The following is a 23,930-nucleotide window of genomic DNA, read 5'->3' on the forward strand; positions in this document are numbered from 1 at the left end:
AAAATTCATTTTTTGAAGCTTGAATATGCTATAACCCTGTTAAACTTGGATAGACAATTAGCCATTAAAAATTCAACTTCGACAACAATTCGATTTTATCTGAGTGTACCGATATTTTGCAGTTCTATACAACTTTTCAAAGCAGCAATTATTTTTCCATTGAACGTGACATCGCTTTTAAATAATTCAATACAAAATCATCAAAAGTCTTTAATTTATCTGTATCAATCTCAACTATAGTACCATGTACAATACTATTAATATCATTCACAAAAATTGACGCTCTACTTGAAGGGATTCCCCTAAAACAGCTGTTAATAAAACCACACGCACTATTATCCTTTATCATTTTAAGAATGTTCTTAATTTCACCCAGTTTCTTTTCATTAACCACGGAGGTTTCTTTAGGTGTATTTAGAAGATTTGATATGTTAACCCCGTTTATTGTTCCATCGCTATTACTCCTGAATTTTTTTCGATTGTTTTCCTCTCTAAACCATTCTATCCAACATTGAATTGCACTTTCTAATAAGACTCGATACAAATAGGGTATAACTAACTTAAAGGCATGTTTTGAATTAAAGTTAGTTTGGACAACAAAATCCAGATAGGTTTTAAACACATTCGAGTCAATTTTAATATTATTCTTTGCATAGTTTAATAATTCTACTGGTTTAGTTCTATATGAATTATTTCCACCTGGAGGTGGATTATCACCTGGAGGTGGATTGTCACCTGGAGGTGGATTGTCACCTGGAGGTGGATTGTCACCTGGAGGTGGATTGTCACCTGGAGGTGGATTATCGCCTGGAGGTGGATTATCGCCTGGAGGTGGATTATCACCTGGAGGTGGATTGTCACCTGGAGGTGGATTGTCACCTGGAGGTGGATTATCACCTGGAGGTGGATTGTCACCTGGAGGTGGATTATCACCTGGAGGTGGATTATCACCTGGAGGTGGATTGTCACCTGGAGGTGGATTATCACCTGGAGGTGGATTATCTCCCGTATTTACATTATTATCATCATAAGATAACTTCATTTTGAATTTATCATATTCAACTTCAGATTCGTTAAGTTTGACAAGGTACCTTGAATAAGGGCCTTTTGGCTTATTCTGCACTAGTTTAAAATAGACAGTTTTTATCGTTTCTTCATCGTCAAAATTCCAATTTCCACTTATTCCAAATAATTTTTTAATCACAGAATTATTGAATATGGTATCTATATCGGTATAGGGTATTTTTTTAAAATCTTTTTTCTTGAATAGATTACAAATTTTACTAACTTTATATGCGTTTGGATAATCAGGGGTCTTCCCCATATTATTACGTGCGTAGTCTCTTTGATAAGAATCCCAATCAATCTGTCCTTTCCCACCTTGCTCTCCACTATGTTCTATTTCTATCAAGCGAAGTGCTTCTTCATGATCAGTTGCATACACAAAAATATTTGTATCTAGAGAAACATTTATACGATCCTTAATATTTTCTAATCTTTCATCCTTTTTAGCTAAAAGCTTTAAAACCGAAATCCTTCTGTTACCATCGTAAACATTATATGTATCATCTCCATCGTTTTTCACAACTATGGGTTGACGATGGGAATTCAAACCGAATATTGCAACATCATTGGCTAAAGATAACATTTTGTTTTTACCTTCAACTTCAAAAAGAATATCAATAGCTTCATCTTCACTCTCTGACTTTTCTATTGCTGCTCTAGGATTATCATGCCAAACAATTAATTTTCTTAAAGAAACGTGAATCCTTTCTCCCATCTAAAGTTCCCCCTAAACAATTATGTTTTTATAGAACATATATTCACTAGATTTTTTCTTTATTTGAACACTATAATTTAATGATAAAACTTCACAATTCAAATGTTTGTAGAAATCATAAATACTTTCACATATATCATATGTGATAATCCATGGTTTTCTTTCCAAATAGATGTCTATAGTTTCAGATAAAACCTTATGATCTTCATGGTTAAAGAAATTTACATATAAATCTTTTCCTTTTTGATAGTAAGGTGGATCAATAAACCAAAAACTGTCTTCTTCATTTACATTTTCTATAAATATTTTCGCATCTAAATTACAAAGTTCAATGTTGTGCTTATGCTGGGAAATTTGTAAAATCAACTTAGCAAGCCTATCCTTATTGAACCTACAATCTAATTTATAGTTTCCTTTTTGCTCAAGTCCACCAATCGGACCCGCCTTAAGTATACCCGAACGATTAGTTCTATTAAGAAAAAAGGTAGAAAACCCCAGTTCGAGTAACCCAGCTTCTACTTTATTTGATTGTATACTTTTTTGTAAATGCCACTCTGTAATGCTAACTTCAGTTTCATGAATTTTTTCAATAAATTGACTAGTATTATTTAATATACTATGCCAGAAAGCATAAATGGAACGATCAAAATCATTAATGGTTATTTTCCTGACATAACCCTCTTGTAACAGCTTAATAGCAACCCCTGCACCACCAGCAAACGGTTCAATATAGTGACAATCAATCAGATTATTTTGTTTTATCAAATCTACTATATAATCGTACATTTGACCTTTTCCACCTGGATACCTTAAAGGTGAAAGTGCTCTCCCCATACTAATCAGTCCAATCAATTTAAAAGTAGTCTAAATTTGATTATACATTAGTTTTCCCAAAAAGACGTTTATAGATGAAATTTCTCATGCAAAACTAAGTATATACCTTGCTACTCTAAGCAAGATATATAGACTATGATTGTATATGAAGGGGCGGAGTGCAAAGTTAGTTAGCCTAGCAAAGCTTCTATGCTTCCTGCTTTGGCGAATACTTATGCCCACAAAAGCTCTATGCCAAATCGCTCTATCAGCTTGATCGTATCGTATGCTGTCTTTACTACAGAGCACAGATAATAACCATTAAATTTTCATAATATTGTTCCATTCCTGAATATTATAAAATATTTAAATATTGGCAAATTAACTGGATGTTACAATCTAACTCCAGCTGTAAAGACCCACTTACTTTAGCGTAATCATCTATAGTGGTGTTTCTTCATATCTACTTTTTCATCATCAATCAATAGCATATAGCCCTATTCATCCGTATCACTTATGCAATACAAGACAAAAGTAATAATACCATCGACCCAAATGAAATTTTGTCGTTTTATGTCGGTTTACTTGATTTTTTTCAAAGGGTTAAAATAAACTCAAAATTGGACAGCTAAAAACAACGGCGGGTAAAGCAGGATTTCTTCTGTTTCAACCGCCGCTTTTATTGAACCAGCATTGAAATGATGGGTTGGTTCGGCACTGAGTGGGAGTTTTCTTGAGCCGCCCCGACACACCATGACCAAAAGAGATCACAATACGGCCAACTAACTCGTATTGTGGAAATATACCATTAAATGATTTTATTGTGAAATATATTTTAGTTTGATAAATCTTTTTCAATATATGGATATTTTAGCGAATCAATTATTCTATTAGATAGATAGTTCTTTTGATACTGGTCTAAATTTGTGTTTACAATTACAGTATCATTTTCTTTTCTAAATAGTTGATCTGTACCATTTTCCAAAAACACCATATCAGGATTGAAGCTCTTTAAAATCTTCCCAATAGTTTGAAATAAGACCTCCAGTCCTTCATAAAATGTTTTCCCAAACAATTGAACACTAATTTCTGTATTTATTTCCATGTCGTATTCTTCTCTTAAAAAATCAATGCTAGTAATATCTTCTGTTTCAATATCAATTGTGAAATATCTACAGCTAAGACGAGAAAAGTTTTCGTAATTAGTTACTTTATCTTTAACTGTCTCGCTTACTATGTTATAAATTGTTCTCTTTAATGCTTCAGGTCCTAAATTTGAAACTAAAAGTAATTCACAGTCCATCTCACTTCTCTCCTCCAAATATTTTTGTAATTGTGCCATCTTTAACACTAATTAATTCTTCAAGTCTTTTTAAATCACCATTCGGACTTGCTTTTCTTAAAATTATCCCAGTAATTTCTGCAATTTTTTCATCTGGAAAGTTGTCTAAGTTGAGAACAATTCTTCCAGATTGGTTCTTTGTCTTTCCTGCTATTTCTTTTATTATACTTTGTACCTTACCATCTGGCTTAGGCGCATAACAATCGAATACTTTCCCTTCGATTAAAAAATCTGGATTCGATCCTTCTTTAATCCCATAACCATTTCCACCATCAATTTCATCCAACATCTTAATGTCATAACCTTTGTCAGCCAAGAAATCGGCTGTTTCATTTTGTTTCTTTATTCCATGTGAATCTCCTGCTCCATAATTTCCTTTAGGTTTACTACCCTTTGGCAAAGAAGGTTCTGTCAGTTTAATATTACTAACAACGTCACCCGTCCCCTTAGTTCCGGGCGGCTTCTCGTTGGGTTTGCTCGGTTTCTGTGAGGCAGGTGTTCCTTCACTCTTACCTGACTTTCCACTAGAAGGTTTAGACGGCACTGAACTATGTGGCCCCTCGCTTTTAAACATTCGATAAAGATCCTTAGTACTTTTCACACTATTGGATGCTCCGGTATACGTTACCGTTGCCCCATGTGCTCCTAAAAGAGCAGACTGTGCTATAGCAAGGACGCCTACAGGTGCCCCTACTCCTGTAGCTGTTACCAAACCACCTAAGAATCCTTCCCCCACAGCACCAACCGTTTCTACGGCTCCGGCTACAGTTGTCAAGGAATGTCCGATCACTTCACCTGTTTTACGCGCTATCGGATGATCTGAGGCATATTCCTTATTCATTAATCCAAACGAATAATCTTCTACAACCGCTGCTGCTGCTCCTAATACAACTTCTCCGCTCACATCTGCGGTATACTCCAACTCGTTCGCCATCTGCTTCGCCATAATGGCTTCGTTTTCCGCATTCTGGAGCTGGCCCGCCGCCATAAGCTCCCACCACGACTGGGGTTCTTCTTCTTGCTTCGGCTTCGGCTGTTGAGCCATGTAACTGTCGTAGTTCGCCCTCCAGCGTTGTCTCAACTCGGCGGGAATTTGCTGATAGGCATGAGCCATAGCATTCGATTCTTTCAGCAAGTTTTGAACGAGCTCTAGGGGACCACCGGAATGGGCCACATGACGTGCACTCGTATATACTTTGCCTAAAATCCACTTGCTATAATAGGCTTGTTTCGCTTGCTCATGCTCGTACTGACTAATCAATCCTTGAAGCGCCAAACCTGCCAAATGTTTCAATGGATGTACACCTGCTTCTTTAGACGCTCCCAAGGTAGGCGTTCCTTTGCTCCGAACAGGGATTGCTGCGGATACTTGTAAAACCGTTGCCGCCACTTTACCTGCTATTCCACCCGTTGTATTCAACATCACACTGGCCACATTTCCGACTGCTGGAATGGAGCCTAATAGCTTGGATACTGTACCAAGCAAAGCGTTGGCCTGTTGAAGCGCCGCTGGACTTGTAACCTTTGCCGTAGGAGTAGAAGTTGCACTGCTGGAAGAAGCGTTGGCTGCTGCAGTTTGAGCCGCTTCATACGCTTTAATACTCATCAATGGAGGCTCAGGTACAGGAGGGAGGTCAGCTACGAAAACAGGAGCCTTCACCGTACCTTCCTGATAAATCACTGGGGCTTTGGTGTCCGTCTCACCATCCAGCACCATACTGCTGGCTCCACCTTTTAAGTATAGTGCGGTTCCAGCTTCAAGTGATAGTTCCTGACCTGCATCCAGCTTTACATGACCGCCCTGAATCTGTACATTCCCCGGACTGTTGAGGGTGATGCCCGTATCCTCATGTAGTGTAATCGAAAACCCATCGGAAGTGGACAGGATCAGTTCCTGCTCAGACATTTCAATGCCACTACCTTGTACGTGTTTCCATGCCTTCACATCTGGCTGTCCATTGGCGTGGCGATGTTGTCGCAAGGAATCGGTCACATAGGCTTCCTGTTCACAGTGTGTAGGTAAATACAGCTCCACTTGTTCCCCAACTTCAGGCATGTCGTACCAGCCGCTATGCTCTTCCGCTACATAACGGGTGGCTACGGGAAACCAACAGGCTTTAGCTGGGTCTTGCTTCGGATCAATTTCCAGTTGAAGTTGTACGAAATCCTGTTGTACTTTCAAAACCGTTCCCGTGAGTGAAATCCCGATAGCTTGATCATTTTCATACCGAGCATAGTGAATATCTTGTTCGGTTTGGAGATCATAACGAGTTTGGAGTAGACCGTCCTTTAACTCTGTAACTGCCCTCACAACGACCAGCTCTTTGCCTTGTCCGATGGGTAACGTAATCAAATCACCCAGCGCATAGTATTGCAGATTTTCAATCGTGTAGGTGACATAAGCGCCATCACGTTCCCCTGGTTTTCCTGTATCTAACTCATGAAACGTTTTTCGTACCCTGTAAAATACATCTCGTTCCACCTTATACTGTTTGCCTTCTGGCATTCCAAAGAAAACCTTAGGTGATGCAGCCGTTATCTCCGGCACAAGTACTGAACCAAAGCGAGAGACAAGGCGCTTTAAAAAGGCCCAGTTTGTTTCTTCATATTGTAAAACAAAAGTACCTAACTCAGCATAGTTGGTTACCGTATCAATGGCGTCTCCATACATGTATTTCCGAACCATCGTTGTAACCAGATCATCATAGGTACGATGTATGTCCTGATAGGAGCGCCTTTTCGTTTTGATATCCATTTGATAGGAATGCGAGGCCGCCTCCAGTTCAAAAGTATATACTCCCCTTATGCAGTGCACAGACATACGTGTAACCAGCCCGTGAAACAATCTTCTGATCGCCTGTCCTTGCTCATCTAACTGACGTATGACAATCGGTTCCTGCTCCATGTCCTGTCCAACACACGCTGCTCCCTGTTCTTCCGACAGCATGCCGCTCACATACAGGTATGCATGATCGTTAACGGCCCTGGTAATTCGCAATTGTTCCATATGCTGAGGTTGAAAAGGACCGTATAAGTGTAGACTTTCATACCCTATTCCGTTTTGCAGTACGTCCAAATGCTTTCATATCTCCTTTCCAGCGGCACAAGGCACGTTCGCCATCTACCTTGTGTTTACATGTGTTCATAGCTACTATACAATTCAGATTTTGAGTTTAAGAGGTTATTTTTAACAGCAAAACATTCTTATGTATGTATCGGATAGATTAGTGATTTTGTTTACAGAAAGCCCCATCCGATCTGTTATTTTGAATTAATATGCTAACGAATGAATATATGAAACCCCAAAACCATCTTCCACCTAAAAGAAAATAGATATTATTACTTTGAAAGGCTCCTGTTATCGGTGAAGCCTTATTTTCCTTAACATGAGCTATATCCACACGCAAAAGAGAGGATGTCTGTATTTCCTGACCATTCACCCAAAATACTACCGAAGGACAAAATATCGTACGCAGTAATAACTGTAGATTCTGATTTTGATAACACATACGATTTACAGGAGTACATCATCACGGAAGGGTTATATGCAGTGACAGTTCATTTTGGGTCTTCTGAAGAAATCGGTCCAACGTGAAATCGCTGGATTAATAACTGGTTTCCAGACAGTGGATGGAAGGCAAACCATCAAGACCTAACTATAAGTGGTACCAAAATCAATGTGTTCCTCCTGAATTGGCATTGATATTTCTATGTACGCCTGTAGTAAAAAACCAATTGTAAAATCTCTTCATCTCAATTATTAAAGCCATATAAAAAGCCACCAACCAGACACTGGTTGGTGGCTTTAAGTACCTTGATGTAAAGCGAGAGAACGAAACCTTGTGTAAAAACAGCACCTCACTTGAAACTCTCCAATCACCAAACTAAACTAAATTCCTGTAAAAAACTACTACTTCTTTCGCCAACTCCAAACTAATTTAATCACCCTTTGAAACTTCATCCAGTGTGTAGATCTTTGCATTCTCAATTTGAATACACGCTGATTGTAGTTCCTCATCCTTTTTCCATTGTTTTATTAACCCTTTTGAGTAGTCCCAGTAACTCTTCACTTCTTCCGCTTCAAAGATTTGGTAGCCATTAATCCATAATTCAGGACGTATCTCTTTATTATCGTATATATAAAGAAGTGCCTTCTTAGGTGAATAACTAAGTCGATAACTTATCGTGAATCCTCTAGACCTTTTCCTTAAATTGTCTACTTCTCTCCAAGCTTCGAAATTAAAATATGTTACATGACTTCTCCTCTCCGAATGAGTAAAACAATCACCACACCCATTACAAGTTAGCTCAATTGCATTATCTTTTTCATAACTTAGCCCAGTGCAGATCCTAAAATTATATGGTTGATGGCATTTTGTGCATGTTAAGCAATCATCAGTTACCTCCTTTAATATTATTAAAAAATCAACAATTCTATTTTGTGTGAAGTCTGGATCATCAGCAGTTAACTCTCGTATCATTTCAGTTTGAAATTTGAATAAAGTAAACAAAGATCCCCTCTTGATTAGTTTTTCAATTAAATTCTTGTAATCAGCAATCTGAAATTGTTTTTCCTTTTCAGTAGTCATTAAGGTCATTATCCTCACTCCAAATCTAATATTATAGTAATTAGTTTCACCAGAATAATAGATTTGCATACAAAAAAAGACACCTTAATGGTGTCTTTTTTAAAGATAGCAATGGAGGCGAGGGGAGTCGAACCCCTGTCCGAAGATAACGACACATAAGCTTCTACGGGTGTAGTGACAGTTTTGATGTCACCCTAGAAACTCCCTGTCACCGGATTCCCTTCGGGTCAGCCTGATTATCTTCTTCAGCTCACCCCAGGCGGAGATGAGACAGCGTATTCCACTATTTGTTAGCCCCTATCCCAGTCACATGGACGATGCTGGGTAGAAGCACGCACACAGTTTCTTAGGCTGCGAAAGCGTAGTTGTTTTGTTGTTTGCCGTTTAATAGGCTTTAGCGTTGATGAAGCGGACGCGTCCCCACTACCCGCTACCCATGCTCGAACTATCCCCGTCGAATCCATAAACGCCCCCTTATTATAAAAGGGCTCCACGGATAAATCCGGAAATACCGGAGCATAAGCATGCATAATATCAAAAGCTGAATTCTAAGATTCAACACTCGAACAAAGTTAAAAGCTTTAAAACTGACTACTTCGTTAGTATAGCATATTACAGGTCATTACGAAACGAAATGAAGCCATTTAAGCCTTATAAAATAGCACCATTACAGGAACAAGTAACTTCTCCACGTAATTTGTACCATACAATAATACAGCAACTTATCTCGCAATTTTCTGTTTCTCACGCAAAGCGCGCTGGATATCACGCTGTGCATCACGTTTAGCGGCAGCATCACGTTTATCATACTGCTTTTTACCTCTACCCAGTCCGAGCAAAAGCTTGGCATAACCATTGCGAACATAAATCTTTAACGGAACAATCGTGTAGCCTTCCTGTTTGGACAATCCGATAAGTTTGCGAATCTGCTCTTTATGCAACAGCAGCTTACGCGTACGGGTCGGATCAGTAGGATTATTACGATTGCCTTGCTCAAAGGGACTGATATGCATATTGTGAATATGAATTTCGCCGTTACGGATCGTAGCAAATGCGTCACTTATATTAGAGCGACCATTCCGTAGAGACTTAATTTCTGTTCCCGTTAGCACCATGCCCGCCTCGTAAGTGTCCTCAATAAAATAGTCATGGGAAGCTTTTTTGTTCTGGGCGAGCACTTTCCCGTCTGCCTTCTTACCCATGAATACCACTCCTTATGAATAACGTAATTCACTCTTGAAATCCAGGCATCAAAATCCGGCTACAAAGAGCCACCTAGAAATATATTGTAACAAATTTCAGATGGTAAAAGCAAGAAAGGTCAAGCCTTCTACATTTCTAACTGCACTTATATCACACTTAAAACCAAGCGGCTTCCATCCAATACAGCAGACAGAAACCGCACGTATACCTATGCTTCAAATCAGCTTCATACACTGCAATGAAAGCTCCAGCCTTCAAAGTAAGTAAGCTCTAGCTACCTACTTCTTCTTTTTCCGCACAAAGCCCGCGGTGCTATTGCCGCCACTTCCGCCCTTATTCTTCCGCTTGCGACGTGCTGCGCCTTCACCGTTTGGTCTGGCATCACTACCTGGTGTAGCTGCTCCGCCGATGAAAATACCGCTGGCAGACGTCTTCTTCCGTCGCTTGCTTGCCCCGGATGCTGGCGAGTTATACCCGCCCTTGCCACTGCCAAAGCCGAAGCTGCTAGCTGAGCCGGCTCCAGCTCCGTTTCCACCGCCGCGCCCTGAACGACCTGCGGTGCTAATACCTCCACCTACGCCTGAACCGGCTTCTTTAGGCTTCCCGGCAGCATCACGACCGCCTTTACGCTCCCTGCCAGCCTTGTCTTTACCACCCTTACGTTCGCGCCCTTCATGGGGTTTGCCTTTACCTCGGCCCTCACCGCCACGCGCAAAACCTCCGCCCTGTCCTGAACCGCCCGTCCGTTCACGGCGTTGCCGTTGCTTCATATCGACAAGTTCAAAGTCAATTGTGTAATCTTCCATGTTCACACGCGCGACGCGAACCTTAACCTCATCCCCAATGCGGAACACCTTGGAGGTGCGTTCGCCAATCAAAGCCATATGCTGCTCGTCAAAGTGGTAATAGTCGTCCGTAAGCGCACTCAGACGCGTCAGACCCTCCACTGTATTGTCCAGCTCAATGAACATCCCAAAGCTGGTTACACTGCTGATGATCCCCTCGAATTCCTCGCCGACCTTGTCCAGCATGTATTCAGCCTTTTTCATCTGCTCTGTATCACGTTCTGCATCCACAGCCACACGTTCACGCTCAGAAGATTGCTGCGCAATATCAGGCATACGTGCAGTCAAATATTCCTGACGCTCGGCTGTTAAAGCCCCGCCATTCTCCAATACCTCACGAATGACACGGTGAATCACCAAGTCAGGGTAACGACGAATCGGCGATGTAAAATGAGAGTAATACTCCGCTGCTAGCCCAAAATGTCCTGTCGTTTCCGCATCATACTTTGCCTGCTTCATCGAACGCAGCATCATCGTGCTAAGCACGGTTTGCTCCTTCGTACCCTGAATATCTTCCAGCAACGTTTGCAGTGCACGGGGATGAATGGAATTTCCTCTACCTTTGATCTGATGCCCAAAATTAGCCGCGAAAGCCATAAAGTTTTGCAGCTTCTCTGGATCTGGGTCCTCATGAATCCGGTACAAGAAAGGTACTTTGAGCCAATGGAAATGTTCGGCTACCGTTTCATTGGCCGCCAACATAAACTCTTCAATAATTTGTTCAGCTATCGTACGCTCTCTCTTCACAATATCTACAGCTTTTCCTTCATTATCCACAATCACTTTAGCTTCATCAAAGTCAAAATCAACCGCACCTCGGCGCATTCGATTAGCACGCAGCTTCAATGACAATTCCTTCATCGTGCCGAATACATCAACGAGATCCTTGTACCGTTCCATCAGTTCAGCATCTTCCTCTTCGAGGATTTTGCGAACGTTAGTGTACGTCATCCGTTCCTTCGTTTTAATCACACTGGTGAAAATATCATGCTTTACAACCTTCATATGCTCATTGAATTCCATCTCACAGGATAAAGTCAGTCGATCCACCTGTGGATTCAAAGAACATATTCCGTTCGAAAGTCGATGTGGAAGCATAGGAATGACACGGTCAACCAAATACACGCTACAACCGCGGTTATATGCCTCCTGATCCAGCTTAGAGTTCTCACGCACATAATACCCTACGTCGGCAATATGAACGCCCAGACGGTAGTTCCCGTTCGGCAAGCGCTCTACATTTACAGCATCATCCAGGTCTTTAGCATCCTCACCATCAATGGTAACAATGATCTTATCACGCAAATCGCGCCGTCCCTGACGTACAATCTCTTCTTCCGTAATCGCGTCGGGAGCCTTCTCCGCTTCCTCTGTAACTTCATCTGGAAAAGCTTCCGGAAGCTGATGCTTGCGAATAACTGACAAAATGTCGACGCCCGGATCATCCTTATGACCCAAAACTTCCAACACTTCGCCTTCCGCCGCTGCTCGTCCTTCTGGATAGCTCACAATACGCACAACGACCTTTTGACCGTTTACGGCTCCATTGAAGCTTGTTTTTGGAATGAAAATATCCCGGTTAATACGCTTATCATCCGGCAGAACGAAACCATATGCTTCGTGGCTCTGAAACACGCCTACTACTTGAAGCACTGCACGCTTCACGATCCGTACAACTTCACCTTCTAATCGACCGCCCGCAGGTCCCTTCGAGGACACTCTTACCAGTACCGTATCTCCATTCATCGCACTTTTTAAGTCGTTCGCATGAATATATACATCCGGGTGCTCCCGGTCCTCTGGAATCAGAAAGGCAAATCCCTTGGCATGAGCCTGCAAACGCCCACGCTGCAAATCCATCCGTTCCGGCACGCCATAACGGTTTGTGCTGGTCAGCAGGATTTCCCCCTCTTCCTCCAAGGAATTCAAGAGCTTAAGAAATTCACGGAAATCCTCCGCATCCTTAATATCAAAGTGCTGCTCCAGCTCCTGGTAAGTCATGGGTTTGTATGCAGTCTCGCGCATAAAATCGAGTAGTTGTTGCTCTGTTATCATAATATTGTCCACCTCGGGTGACCTTTAATTTTCAGTAATAAATCCGCATGTCCTTGTTCCTGATACAAGGCTCTTAATATACTCATACCCTAGTATACACGAATTTAATCGACGGCATCCCTGCCTGTCCAAAATCTAAAAAAAGCCCCCGTTTCCCGCGAAACGAAGGCTTAAGGTACATATTTATCTTATTTTGCAAAAAATGCAACTAAAACAGAAACGATCATAAAACCCGCACCCAAAACAGCAGTTGCACGTTGTAAAATCAAATCCATACCGCGAGCTTTTGTTTTGCCGAACAGATGCTCAGCACCGCCAGAGATGGCACCGGACAAACCTGCGCTTTTCCCCTTTTGCAGTAAAACAACCGCAATAACAGCAATCGAGAACACAACGAGCAGCACTTTCAAAAAGATTTCCATGAAAAATCCCACCTCCTGAGCTTATACATCTGTTTTGCAAAACAACACAGCCTCTTTTATGAAAACATGTACATATCATGTTATAAATAGCCGGAAATTAACGCAAAACACTATTTTTATTCTACCACAGCTTCCAGTAGATAACAACAGTTATACAAGTCACTCAGCCATTAAGCCTTTGCAAAGTTATGTATTCTCATACACATCCATAATAACAAAAAAACAGACCTGCCCGCGGTGGCGAGTAGGTCTGTTTTTTAATGCGTAAAAGCTTTGAGCGTTGAGACTTCGTGATCATGAACCATGAGTCAGAGGCGCCATCAGCATTTTTGCGCAATATTATTTTTTCAGGTTGTAGAAAGATTTCAGGCCGTGGTATTGAGCCAGTTCACCCAGTTGATCCTCAATGCGGAGCAATTGGTTGTACTTCGCAATACGGTCAGTACGGGAAGGAGCACCTGTTTTAATTTGGCCTGCATTTGTTGCAACAGCGATATCAGCGATTGTGCTGTCTTCGGATTCACCGGAACGGTGAGAGATAACAGCTGTGTATCCTGCGCGTTTAGCCAATTCGATAGCATCGAAAGTTTCAGTCAGCGTACCGATTTGGTTTACTTTGATCAGGATGGAGTTACCGATGTTTTCATCGATACCTTTAGCCAGACGCTCTGTGTTTGTTACGAACAGGTCGTCACCAACCAATTGGATTTTGTTGCCCAATTTTTCAGTGAGCAATTTCCAACCTTCCCAGTCATCTTCGGAGCAACCATCTTCAATAGTGATGATTGGGTATTTATCAACCCAAGAAGCAAGCAGGTCAACGAACTCAGCAGAAGTGAAGGATTTGCCTTCGCCTTCCAAAGTGTATTTTCCATCTTTGAAGAACTCAGTGGAGGCAACGTCCATACCGAGGAATACGTCAACACCTGGTTTGTAACCAGCTTTTTCGATCGCTTCGATAATAGTGGACAGAGCTTCTTCGTTAGATTTGAAGTTAGGAGCAAAACCACCTTCATCACCAACAGCTGTGTTCAAACCTTTGGAGTTCAGTACGGATTTCAGGTTGTGGAAGATTTCTGCGCCTACACGCAGAGCTTCTTTGAATGTAGGAGCGCCTACAGGCAGAACCATGAACTCTTGTACGTCAACGTTATTGTCGGCATGAGCGCCACCGTTAACGATGTTCATCATTGGCACTGGCAATTGTTTAGCATTGAATCCGCCCAGGTAAGTGTACAGTGGCAAGCCCAGAGCTTCAGCAGCAGCGCGAGCTACAGCCATGGATACAGCCAGAATTGCGTTTGCACCCAATTTACCTTTGTTATGTGTACCATCCAATTTGATCATCAGCGTGTCGATTTCTACTTGGTTCACAGCATCCAAGCCGATTACTTCAGGAGCAATAATTTCGTTCACGTTTTTAACAGCTTGCAGAACGCCTTTACCCAGGTAACGGGATTTATCGTTATCACGAAGCTCTACAGCTTCGTGAGCGCCTGTGGAGGCACCGGAAGGAACGATAGCACTACCGATAGCACCGGATTCCAGATATACTTCAACTTCAACCGTTGGGTTACCACGGGAGTCGAGGACTTCGCGAGCGTACACGTCAGAAATAATAGTCATTTGTACTTAATCTCCTTTGTGAATCATGATTTATTGGTCAAGCCTATACTTATTAAATCAAGCTTACTTGCGGGATGCAATCATAGATTTTCCTGTCATTTCCGCAGGTTGCGGAAGTTGCATCAAATCCAGAAGCGTTGGAGCTACGTCAGCCAGTATTCCATGCTCACGCAAAACGATATTTTCGTCAGTCAAAATGAACGGAACCGGATTAGTTGTGTGAGCTGTGAACGGACGTCCCTGCTCATCAATTTCCATATCCGCGTTACCATGGTCAGCAATGATAATAACCACGCCGCCTTTGGCTTTAACCGCATCTACAACACGTCCAACACATTCATCCGTCGTCTCTACCGCCTTAATCGTTGGCTCCAGCATACCGGAGTGTCCAACCATATCCGGATTGGCAAAGTTCAGGATAATCGCATCATGCTTGTCGGCTTCGATTTCCTTAACAGCAGCATCCGCTACTTCATACGCACTCATTTCCGGCTGCAAGTCATATGTAGCCACTTTAGGCGAGTTGATCAAAATACGAGTTTCGCCAGGAAGCTCCACATCACGTCCGCCACTGAAAAAGAAAGTAACGTGCGGATATTTTTCAGTCTCAGCAATACGCAATTGCTTTTTGTTGTTTTGAACCAACACTTCACCAAACGTGTTATCCAGGTTTTTCGGTTCGTAAGCTACAAAGCCTTCAACCGTTTCGCTGAACAACGTCAGGCAAACAAAGTGCAAATCTTTAGGCAATTTCGGGCCACGGTCAAAACCACGGAAGTCCGCGTTTGTAAATACCTGAGACAGTTGAATCGCACGGTCAGGACGGAAATTGAGGAAGATAACAGAGTCATTGCTTTCGACCAGCCCTACAGGACTTCCGTCAGCCTTCACAATAACCGTTGGCTCCACAAATTCGTCGAACACTGATTTTTCATACGATTCTTTCAATGCTTCCATTGGATCTGTGTATTGAGGGCCTTCTCCGTATACGATTGCACGGTAAGATTTCTCCACACGTTCCCAACGTTTGTCGCGGTCCATAGCATAATAGCGTCCTTGTACAGTCGCAATTTTGCCTACGCCCACTTCTTGAATTTTGGCGATCAGTTGCTGCATGAAGCCTACGCCGCTGTCAGGCATAACGTCGCGTCCATCCATGAAAGCATGAATGTACACTTCAGTTAAGCCTTCTTTTTTCGCCAAGTCCAGCATAGCGAACAGATGGCTGATATGGCTATGCACGCCGCCGTCAGACAACAGTCCGTACAGGTGAAGTTTCGTGTTGTTCTTCTTAGCATGTTGCACTGCTTTAACCAGTGTTTCATTGTCGTAGAACTCGCCGTCACGAATGGACTTCGAAATACGAGTCAAGTCTTGATATACAATTCGGCCTGCGCCGATGTTCAAGTGACCTACTTCGGAGTTACCCATTTGTCCTTCAGGCAGACCCACTGCTTCGCCAGAAGCCGTCAGCGTTGTATGAGGATACTGTTGTAAATACCGGTCGTAATTCGGTTTGTTGGCCTGCGCAACCGCATTACCTTCTACGTTGTCACGCAATCCGAACCCGTCCATAATAATTAAAGCTACCGGTTTTGGTGCTGTCATCTTACTTCGCCCCCTCAACAAGCGCGATGTACGACGCCGGTTGAAGACTGGCACCGCCCACAAGCGCGCCGTCGATATCGCTTTGACCCAGGTACTCAGTAACATTTTCAGGTTTTACACTGCCACCATACTGAATACGTACAGCATTTGCTGTATTTTCATCATACAGCTCTTTAATCAGACTACGGATATAGGAAATCACTTCATTCGCATCCTGCGAAGTGGAGGATTTGCCTGTTCCGATGGCCCAGATTGGCTCATAAGCAACAACTACTTGTGCAGCCTGATCCTTAGCCAAACCAGCAAAAGCTGCTACAGTTTGCACTTTTACAACCTCTTTGGTTTGTCCAGCTTCACGATCTTCCAGCTTTTCGCCTACACATACGATTGGAGTCAGGTCATGACGGAATGCCGCATGAACCTTTTTGTTCACCGTTTCGTCTGTTTCATTAAAATATTCACGACGCTCGGAGTGTCCGATCACAACGTAGTCTAGGCCCAGATCTTTCAGCATTCCACCGCTAATTTCACCTGTAAATGCACCATCTTCTGCAAAATGCAGGTTTTGTGCGCCAATTTTAATAGACGTGCCTTTTACTGCTTCAACCAGAGCAGGAAGATTCGTAAATGGTGCGCAAATCACGCTTTCCACTCCTGCAACCTCTGCTTTGCCTTTGATCTCTTCGATGAAAGTTTTAGCTTCTGGTACGGTTTTAAACATCTTCCAGTTACCCGCGATAATCGGTGTTCTCAATGGTTTCAACTCCTAACTATTAGGTGCCCTAAAGCTTTATTCACGCATAGTGCGTTTGATTATTTATCGTTCAGTGCAACAACACCCGGAAGTGCTTTGCCTTCCATAAATTCCAGAGATGCGCCGCCGCCAGTGGAGATATGATCCATTTTGTCAGCCAAGTGGAATTTTTCAGCCGCAGCCGCAGAATCACCGCCACCAATGATGGTGTATGCTTCTGTTGTTGCGCAAGCTTCCGCTACTTCACGAGTACCACCAGCGAAAGGCTCGATTTCAAATACGCCCATTGGTCCGTTCCAAACAACCAATTTGGAGTTTTTGATAACATCTGCATAGATTTTACGTGTTTTCGGTCCGATGTCCACGCCTTCCCAATCTGAAGGAATGCCGTCGATATCCACAATGTTTGTGTTCGCCGTAGCGCTGAAATCGTCAGATACCACAATATCAACCGGAAGGTAGAAGTTTTTGCCGAGCTTCTTCGCTTTTTCGATAAATCCAAGAGCTACGTCCAATTTGGATTCATCCAGTAGGGATTGACCCACTTCATGACCTTGAGCTTTGAAGAATGTATAAGCCAAACCGCCACCAATGATTACGTTATCTGCAATATTCAGCAGGTTGTCGATCACGTCGATTTTGTCTTTTACCTTGGAACCGCCGATAATGGCTGTAAAAGGACGATCTGGGTTTGAAAGAGCTTTACCGATTACAGACAATTCTTTCTCCATCAGCAGGCCGGAAACAGCCGGAAGAAGATGCGCGATACCTTCTGTGGAAGCATGAGCACGGTGTGCTGCACCAAATGCGTCATTCACGAAAACGTCTGCCAATTCAGCAAATTGCTTCGCCAATTCAGGATCATTCTTTTCTTCTCCTGCATAGAAACGTACATTTTCAAGCAACAGCACGTCGCCGTTTTGCAGTTCAGCCACTTTCGCTTTAACAGCTTCGCCTACCGATTCGTCCACTTTAACTACTGGTTTTTTCAGCAGCTCAGACAAACGTACGCCAACAGGAGTCAGACGCATGGATTCAACAACCTGACCTTTTGGACGTCCAAAGTGACTCGCCAAAATAACTTTTGCACCTTTTTCAATCAGGTAGTTAATGGTTGGCAAGGTTTCACGAATACGCTTGTCATCCGTAATTTTACCGTCCTCAACCGGAACGTTAAAATCTACACGAACAAACACCCGTTTTCCATTCAGTTCTATATCACGTACGCTCTTTTTGTTCATCTCCATATTCCTCCGCACCCTTATAATTTTACGAATCAGGAATTCAAGGCACATTTGATATATAAAGAGCGGAAACAATAACCTGTTTCCGCTCTATGATGTTGCTCAATAAGACTGTTCTTATTTAGCCAGTTTTGCGAAGTATTCCAACGTGCGGATCAATTGTGCAGTGTAAGACATTTCATTGTCATACCAAGCTACAGTTTTCACCAGTTGTTTGTCGCCAACAGTCAGAACTTTAGTTTGAGTTGCATCAAACAAAGAACCGAAAGTAAGACCTTTGATGTCGGAAGAAACGATTTGATCTTCAGTGTATCCATAAGTTTCAGGATCGGATGCTTCTTTCATCGCAGCGTTGATTTCTTCAGCAGTTACGTTTTTCTCCAGAACTGTTACCAGCTCAGTCAGGGAACCTGTAGGTACTGGAACACGTTGAGCCGCGCCATCCAATTTACCTTTCAACTCAGGGATAACCAAACCGATTGCTTTAGCAGCACCAGTTGTGTTAGGGATGATGTTTTCAGCTGCTGCACGAGCACGACGGAAGTCACCTTTAGCATGTGGAGCATCCAAAGTGTTTTGGTCGCCAGTGTAAGCATGAATTGTAGTCATCAAACCTTCAACGATACCAAATTTATCTTGCAGTGTTTTAGCCATAGGAGCCAGGCAGTTTGTTGTGCAAGAAGCACCGGAGATTACAGTTTCAGTTCCGTCCAGAATTTCATGGTTTACGTTGTAAACGACAGTTTTCATGTCGCCAGTAGCTGGAGCGGAGATAACAACTTTTTTAGCGCCGCCTTTCAAATGTTTCTCAGCAGCTTCTTTAGTTGTGAAGAAACCTGTACATTCCAGAACGATGTCTACACCCAGGTCTCCCCAAGGCAGTTCTTCAGGGTTGCGGTTAGCCAAAACTTTAACTTCTTTACCGTTTACTTTGAAGAAGCCGTCATGTACTTCTACTTGTCCTTGGAAATTACCTTGTGTTGTATCATATTTCAACAAATGTGCCAACATTTTGGAATCTGTCAAGTCATTGATTGCTACTACTTCAATACCTTCCACATTTTGAATCCGGCGGAAAGCAAGGCGTCCAATACGTCCGAAACCGTTAATACCAACTTTAACTGTCATGAGTGAGTTCCTCCCAAAGTTCGTTTAGTTTAGTTTTATATATTCAAGACAGACCCGAAAGCCCGTCAAGACAACATTATTCATAAATCCTATATTAATCATTTAAATAACGACTTACAATCTCAATAGCAGCGCCTTCGTCGGTGACTAGAATGTCCTCTTGCCCGAAACGCAGTACCGCATGAATAGCGGCCGCCTTGTTTTTGCCTCCAGCTACACCTAGAACCGTATCGGTACGCCTAATGTCCTCCAATCGGAGTCCAAGCGTCAGCATTCTGTGAACAACGACGCCATCTTCGTTAAAGTAATAACCAAACGATTCGGCTACCGCTCCTTCACTGCTGATCTGGGCAAAGGTTTCGGGATCAAGTTTACGTCTATGTGCCATCGCTATGGCGTTGCCTATCCCGTGAATGATGATACGACTCTCGCGAATCAGGTTCAATATATCCTGAATGTTCGTATCTTCAAGCAAGGAGTTGTAAGCATGATTGCTGAGCAAATCCGGTACATGGAGCAGACGGTATTGAGCGCCTACCTTGCGAGCCATTGTGGAAGCAATTGTGTTGGCCTGCATTTCCATGCTTTCTCCCAAACCTCCGCGTGCCGGTACAAACCACCCACCCTTAAGTGGGCCATTAGAAGGTAGTGCCAGTTGTTCCGCCACGTCGGCAATCGTCGTGCCACCTGTTACAGCGACCACATCCTCGTCGTCCATAACACTCAGCAACGCTTTTGCTCCAGCGCGCCCCAGCTCCTGCTTTGTTAACGGAGAAGCATCCGAATCCCCTGGAACGACAACCACCTTCCTCAAACCATAGGCTTGACGAATCTGGTCCTCCAATTGGGACAGGCCGAACAAGTTGTTCGCAATCGGCTCCAGCTGTTCCAGCAGATCCAGTCCTGCTTTGCTCACCTTCATGCCTACACTCTCAATCTCAATTAGCCCCTGAGCTTTAAGAAGATCGGTTTCGGCGCGCAACACGCGCTCAGTCATGTTCAGTGAAGCTGCCAGTGTTCTGCGTCCAACAACATCGGACAGCATAATCTGATGCAGGATCGTGTACCTTTTTTTCAAAACATCCATGAGGTCGGGCAGAAGCTGCTTCTGTATTTCTAATATCTTTCGCATGCTTTCCACTCCCGCACACTTCTAAGTTCTGTCTCTAATGCTCTATCTCTAACTGGTCTCAAAACGTCCCGGGATAACTTTTTAAGTCCCACGTATATCTTAACCAATATTTGCTCCATATGCAAGTCTATCTGAACCTATATTTCTCAACCATTTATCTGAATATGCGCATTTAATAAAAGCTTGCAATTCACTGCTGTATATCATATAATCATCTTTGTTTCCAATTAGCTGTTTAATTAGTTAGTTGTTTGCATTGAATCAACTATGCGCCCGTGGTCCAACGGATATGACGTAGGCCTCCGGAGCCTGAGATCGAGGTTCGATTCCTCGCGGGCGCGCCATTTTAAATGAACGCTTAGATGCTTCTATATAATGTTTTAACCAATAAGAGCGCTGAGGGCTCTTTTTTTTAATCATTAGTTTGACTTTCTTTGACTTTTTGTTTGAAATTGTTTATCATGTGGTTATTACGGTAACAGTTTATAAATAAGGGACGTGTAATCGGCATGTCCACCAAATCCACTAACGATATTTAAGGGAGGTTTTTTGACGTGAGCTATGTTCCTATGGTAGTAGAACAAAGTAACCGCGGCGAACGCGCCTATGACATTTATTCCAGACTGTTAAAGGATCGCATTATTTTGTTAGGCTCGGACGTCAATGACGTTGTAGCCAACTCTATAATTGCGCAAATGCTGTTTTTGGCTGCCGAAGATCCTGAAAAAGATATTCACTTGTATATTAACAGCCCTGGCGGTTCCATTACAGCTGGTATGGCCATTTTCGATACGATGCAATACATTAAACCTGACGTATCTACGATTTGCGTAGGTATGGCGGCTTCCATGGGCGCGTTTTTGCTGAATGCAGGCGCCAAAGGTAAACGTTTCGCTTTGCCAAACAGTGAAATTATGATTCACCAACCACTGGGTGGTGCACAAGGTCAGGCAACGGATATCGAAATCCGCGCACGCCGCATTCTGAAAATGCGTGATAAACTGAACCGCATTCTCGCAGATCGCACAGGCCAACCACTGGAGCGCATTGAAAAAGATACAGACCGTGACTACTTCATGTCTGCTGATGATGCCAAGGAATACGGTATTATTGATAAAGTGCTAACTAGCTCCTCTCCAGAAGGTGTATAAGAGAAGAAATTTACCTCTTTCGATAACTGGTAAATGAAAAAGCTGCTCCGGACTTTCTTATCCGGTAGGCAGCTTTTTTGCTTTATTGTTTTTTAGGTTATAGACAATTGGACTTATTTATTTCTACTATTCATTCTGTCCCGCAAAAGGCTTTCCGCCTTGAGGCAGCAATTGACCGAACGAGTAGGTAAACTCCGGAATTCCATACGCGTATGGCGCATAATCATACAAATCAAACACGATTGTTACTCCACTGTTCGTCACATAAAAATTCTGATCTGCCGCCAGCTCTTTAAATTTGCCGAATCCTTCGCCAGCCTGAAGTGCATCGATTTTTTTCTTCAAATCAGCATTGAGGAACTTTTTGTAGTTCGGATTTGCCTTCAATACGTCAGACAATTGCAGCAGTTTACCATCAGCGAGCGAGAACGTATATCCTTTACGTGCCGTCATGCCATGCGCGCCACCCGTATACGAGTAGTCCTGCATAATCACACTCAGAATACCATCTTTGTTATAGGCAATCGCAAAATCATTTCCAAACTCATACGGTCTTCCTGTTGTAGCCTCTCCCTCAGCCATCATTTTTTTGCCTGCTGCCAATATACCTTCTGCATGCTTTTTAAGCACATTGTTAATGGCCTGTTGAGCCTCAGAATTCAGCTGGCTACCGCTGATTTGCGGGTACTTAATCTTGTAGGACACCTTCGCACTACTCGAAGCTGGAAGTGTTTGAGACGCAATTGTAATCGGATTTAGCTGGCTTTTACTCAGCGTTACTGTTTTCTGAGCTGCATTCCATTGAGCATCTATGCCCAGATAGTCTTTCAGCAAACTCATAGGAATGTATAGCTTCCCAGCGATCTGTTTGGCATCCATACTACGTGTATTGATTCCATTGACGTTGACGTAGGCATCCGAGGAAGAAGCCATAATGTAAAGTTTATTGTACCCGCTACCTACGGTATATGTCGCTGTTTTCGCATCATAGCTTACTGGAATCCCCAAGCTGTCGCGCAGTGCGGCCACCGGAATCATTGTACTCCCGTTCACTTGGACACCTTTAGCGGGCAACGTTTTACCATTCCATTGGATGGTGATTCCTGGTTGCTGTGTTGTCGCTTGCTGCTGTTTCGTCGATGCTGCCTGGATATAGGAAACGGGAACAGCTGTGACTCCTGCGAAAATCCCTGCCGCCAGCAGTGCTGAACCCCATTTTATTGCATGCTTACTCATATTAAATATTCCTCCTGTTAATGATCTGTATTGTCTATGTGTGATAACTACTTTTAATATTATATCTATACCCTATTGTATGTAGTTTACAATCTGTACACTCTCCGATTTCAATATGTACACCTAATAACCCTTAGCTATGACAGACTCATTACAAAAAGGTTTCGGTATACAAAAAAAGCCAGCAAGCCAGCCTGCACATGATGCAGGCCGCTTGTGGCTTCGTTTGATGATCTATATTAGTTCATTTCGTATTGAGCCGACACCTGAACTTTCACTGTTACTTGCCCCGATTGTATCTCTGTCCCGCCACCTGCTACGTCCAAGAGCGATTTTGACATGGCATTTTCACGTTGTGTAAAGATTTGTGCTTCTCCGCCATCTACCGTCACACTCACAAGGACACCTAACCCTCGTTTGGCTGCCTTAGCTACAGCACTGGCTTTAGATTGTGCGCTTCCCAATGCCTTAGTAATGGCTTCTTCTTCATAAGTCGAAGGATCTTCCACGGAAAAACGTACATTATCTACGTTATTGGCTCCGGACTTGGTCGCCTCATCCAACAACTGACCGATTTTATCCAAATCGCGGTATTTGACGGAAAGTGTATGGTTGGCAGTGTAGCCTTTGAGCTTCTGCCCTTCTTTTTCGTTATAGGTGTAGTTAGGCTGTACATAAAACTGGCTGGTCTGAATGTCATCTGCGCTAATGCTCCACTTTTCTTTCAGCAGTTGTGTAACCTTGTTCAATTTTGTAGCATTGGCTTTTTGAGCAGCAGCTGCCGTATTCCCTTCCGATTGTACACCGATAGAGAGATAAGCAATATCGGGCTTCGCCAATACTTCCCCGCTTCCAGTCACATTAATTACACCGTTTACCGTCGAAGCTGTTGACGCAGCATAAGCACGATCTGCCCCCGTCCATAATCCGCCTGCTACTCCCCCTGCCATTAATGCTCCTGCGAGAACTGCCGTGGCTACTGTTTTTGTCCAAAGTCTCATT

17 protein-coding genes, 1 tRNA gene and 1 other RNA gene are annotated in these 23,930 nt (G+C 42.9%); 2 read left to right on the forward strand and 17 right to left on the reverse strand.

Going from position 1 to position 23,930, the window contains the following annotated elements; all coding sequences use genetic code 11:
* Window positions 1–148: 148 nt before the first annotated feature.
* From MKX59_RS26810 to MKX59_RS26880, 15 genes are all read right to left on the reverse strand, one after another.
* Window positions 149–1,780, reverse strand: coding sequence for a hypothetical protein (locus MKX59_RS26810; RefSeq protein WP_340859436.1), 1,632 nt, complete (start codon window positions 1,778–1,780; stop codon window positions 149–151).
* A 12-nt stretch (window positions 1,781–1,792) separates the two neighbouring features.
* Window positions 1,793–2,614: a DNA adenine methylase gene (locus tag MKX59_RS26815; RefSeq protein ID WP_340859437.1), complete on the reverse strand. Its 822-nt coding sequence runs from the start codon at window positions 2,612–2,614 to the stop codon at window positions 1,793–1,795.
* Window positions 2,615–3,428: 814 nt separating this feature from the next.
* Window positions 3,429–3,896 carry a hypothetical protein gene (locus MKX59_RS26820; protein ID WP_340859438.1) on the reverse strand — a complete coding sequence of 156 codons (468 nt, stop codon included), beginning with the start codon at window positions 3,894–3,896 and terminating at the stop codon, window positions 3,429–3,431.
* A gap of 1 nt (window position 3,897) precedes the next feature.
* Entirely contained in the window at window positions 3,898–7,011 is a 3,114-nt protein-coding gene (locus MKX59_RS26825; protein ID WP_340859439.1) for a CdiA C-terminal domain-containing protein, read from the reverse strand.
* Window positions 7,012–7,873: 862 nt separating this feature from the next.
* Entirely contained in the window at window positions 7,874–8,593 is a 720-nt protein-coding gene (locus tag MKX59_RS26830) for a hypothetical protein (RefSeq protein WP_143757182.1), read from the reverse strand.
* A gap of 40 nt (window positions 8,594–8,633) precedes the next feature.
* Window positions 8,634–8,998, reverse strand: a transfer-messenger RNA (tmRNA) gene (ssrA, locus tag MKX59_RS26835).
* Window positions 8,999–9,246: 248 nt separating this feature from the next.
* A complete protein-coding gene (gene smpB, locus MKX59_RS26840; protein WP_013308270.1) occupies window positions 9,247–9,726 on the reverse strand; it encodes an SsrA-binding protein SmpB in 480 nt (159 codons plus the stop codon).
* Between the two features lie 279 nt (window positions 9,727–10,005).
* Complete coding sequence (rnr, locus tag MKX59_RS26845) at window positions 10,006–12,627, reverse strand: ribonuclease R (protein WP_076295700.1); 2,622 nt, start codon at window positions 12,625–12,627, stop codon at window positions 10,006–10,008.
* 188 nt (window positions 12,628–12,815) lie between these two features.
* On the reverse strand, window positions 12,816–13,049 hold the full coding sequence (secG, locus tag MKX59_RS26850; RefSeq protein WP_013308268.1) for a preprotein translocase subunit SecG: 234 nt from the start codon (window positions 13,047–13,049) through the stop codon (window positions 12,816–12,818).
* 339 nt (window positions 13,050–13,388) lie between these two features.
* Window positions 13,389–14,675, reverse strand: coding sequence for a phosphopyruvate hydratase (eno, locus tag MKX59_RS26855; protein WP_013308266.1), 1,287 nt, complete (start codon window positions 14,673–14,675; stop codon window positions 13,389–13,391).
* A 63-nt stretch (window positions 14,676–14,738) separates the two neighbouring features.
* Complete coding sequence (gene gpmI / locus MKX59_RS26860; RefSeq protein ID WP_023986491.1) at window positions 14,739–16,283, reverse strand: 2,3-bisphosphoglycerate-independent phosphoglycerate mutase; 1,545 nt, start codon at window positions 16,281–16,283, stop codon at window positions 14,739–14,741.
* Between the two features lies 1 nt (window position 16,284).
* Complete coding sequence (gene tpiA / locus MKX59_RS26865) at window positions 16,285–17,037, reverse strand: triose-phosphate isomerase (RefSeq protein WP_340859440.1); 753 nt, start codon at window positions 17,035–17,037, stop codon at window positions 16,285–16,287.
* Between the two features lie 59 nt (window positions 17,038–17,096).
* A complete protein-coding gene (locus tag MKX59_RS26870) occupies window positions 17,097–18,278 on the reverse strand; it encodes a phosphoglycerate kinase (RefSeq protein ID WP_023986489.1) in 1,182 nt (393 codons plus the stop codon).
* 120 nt (window positions 18,279–18,398) lie between these two features.
* Entirely contained in the window at window positions 18,399–19,409 is a 1,011-nt protein-coding gene (gap, locus tag MKX59_RS26875) for a type I glyceraldehyde-3-phosphate dehydrogenase (protein WP_023986488.1), read from the reverse strand.
* Between the two features lie 94 nt (window positions 19,410–19,503).
* Entirely contained in the window at window positions 19,504–20,541 is a 1,038-nt protein-coding gene (locus tag MKX59_RS26880) for a sugar-binding transcriptional regulator (protein ID WP_340859441.1), read from the reverse strand.
* A gap of 269 nt (window positions 20,542–20,810) precedes the next feature.
* Between MKX59_RS26880 and MKX59_RS26885 the strand changes: the two genes are divergently transcribed.
* Window positions 20,811–20,885, forward strand: a tRNA-Arg gene (locus MKX59_RS26885).
* Between the two features lie 210 nt (window positions 20,886–21,095).
* Complete coding sequence (gene clpP, locus MKX59_RS26890) at window positions 21,096–21,692, forward strand: ATP-dependent Clp endopeptidase proteolytic subunit ClpP (RefSeq protein ID WP_013368815.1); 597 nt, start codon at window positions 21,096–21,098, stop codon at window positions 21,690–21,692.
* A gap of 126 nt (window positions 21,693–21,818) precedes the next feature.
* On the opposite strand, the gene MKX59_RS26895 is transcribed toward clpP, so the two are convergent.
* Both MKX59_RS26895 and MKX59_RS26900 read right to left on the reverse strand, forming a co-directional pair.
* Window positions 21,819–22,928 (reverse strand): PdaC/SigV domain-containing protein, encoded by a 1,110-nt coding sequence (locus MKX59_RS26895; RefSeq protein ID WP_340859442.1) that lies wholly within the window; start codon window positions 22,926–22,928, stop codon window positions 21,819–21,821.
* Window positions 22,929–23,167: 239 nt separating this feature from the next.
* A complete protein-coding gene (locus tag MKX59_RS26900) occupies window positions 23,168–23,929 on the reverse strand; it encodes an SIMPL domain-containing protein (RefSeq protein ID WP_076159786.1) in 762 nt (253 codons plus the stop codon).
* Between the last annotated feature and the right edge of the window lies 1 nt (window position 23,930).

This window comes from Paenibacillus sp. FSL R7-0340 (assembly GCF_038002205.1).
Classification (GTDB): Bacteria; Bacillota; Bacilli; order Paenibacillales; family Paenibacillaceae; genus Paenibacillus; species Paenibacillus polymyxa_B.